Here is a 1,350-nt window from a genome sequence, read left to right on the forward strand (position 1 = left end):
ACGGAAGCTCCGCTGCAGCACCAACCACATCACAGCGATCGTCCAGGCCGTCCTCGTCCTTCACCACGCGTCAGCGTGAGGTTGGAAAAGGCTCACTGACACCGCCTTCCGCAGGATCTCGCGTTCCTCCTCCAGCTCGCGGACCTTCCTGCGCAGGGCGTCGTTCTCCGCCTCCAACGGCGTGGGCGGCTCGGCCGGCGCCTCCGCCCGACGTCCCCGGGCCTACTCGCTCCGGCCACCCGAACCCAGTTCCGCAGCGTCTCCGGGTTGACCCCCAGATCAGCGGCGACCGACCGGATCACCGCTCCAGGCCGCGACTCGTACAACGCGACCGCGACCACTCCAGCGGATAGTGCTGCATGACCACAAGATGTCCGTTCTCAGACCCTCAAGATCCATATCTCAAGCGTCCAAGATCTAGAGTCAAGGCCCGTGGGGACGTGCCCCCTCGCTCGGTCCTGCGGTACGAGACCTGGACGCTCCAGCCCGACCGCGAGCCGGACGCGGAGCCGGTCCTGCGATGACCCGCCGCTGTACGCAGCCACCGTCCGCTCACGTTGCCGTCAACTACTGCCGTCACCCCATGCAGAAGCCCCGCCAGGACGCACCTGACGGGGCTTCAACTTTGCAGTTCGGAATTACGCGGGAAGGTCGACATCCCCCAGTGGAACGACGCCCTCACGCCGCATGCGGGAAACCGGTGAGATCCCCGAAGAGAACCTCGCCCGTTCCTGCAGACACCAGGAAGCTATTCGCCTTCCGCACTCAGCAAGATCTGAACCTTTGACGGAAATTGTGGATCATCCACCATTACCGAGCAGATCACGGAGTCACGGAACCCCGAAAATTGCATCCGAACATGATCGTTCGCATCGTGCAATACGAGCCATCCGGACGAACATGCCAGCGACGCCTCGAACAGTTTTGAAGGAAGCACCGTAAGGGGAGCTGACTTCCACACCTCACATTCGACCGGACCATCGACACCGGCCTGAACGCTGAAGATGAGTGAACTACCCTCTCGATACCAGCTGCTAGACGTCGGATCCCAGTCGCTGACATCATCCTCACTTCCTGCATCCTGCAAGATCAGGCATCCGTGCTCGATTTTTGCGAGGAACGCAACCGAGGGGCTACTAGTTACCATTCCTTCTTACTCCTTGCCTGTGACAGTTGCGAGACGACCCCAGCCTGTCTTCTAGCGCAGGGCCAGCAGTGCGGATACGCCGTCTGGGGAAACCCGGGAGCGACGAGACTAAGGGCTGTCCCGTAAACGCTGGCCGGGTTGTACCCAGGTGAGCCGGGATATCCGCGAGCCTCCGACATGGCAGCTGTGACAGCCTTCTGACA

The 1,350-nt window shown here is 61.9% G+C and carries 2 protein-coding genes; both read right to left on the reverse strand.

Annotated elements, in window-relative coordinates:
* Positions 1-92: 92 nt before the first annotated feature.
* Entirely contained in the window at positions 93-341 is a 249-nt protein-coding gene (locus ACFQ8C_RS37025) for a transposase (protein ID WP_383466359.1), read from the reverse strand.
* 407 nt (positions 342-748) lie between these two features.
* Positions 749-1,147, reverse strand: a complete 399-nt coding sequence (locus ACFQ8C_RS37030; protein ID WP_383466361.1) for a hypothetical protein — start codon at positions 1,145-1,147, stop codon at positions 749-751.
* Positions 1,148-1,350 lie beyond the last annotated feature (203 nt).

The organism is Streptomyces sp. NPDC056503, assembly GCF_042794995.1.
Lineage (GTDB): Bacteria > Actinomycetota > Actinomycetes > Streptomycetales > Streptomycetaceae > Streptomyces.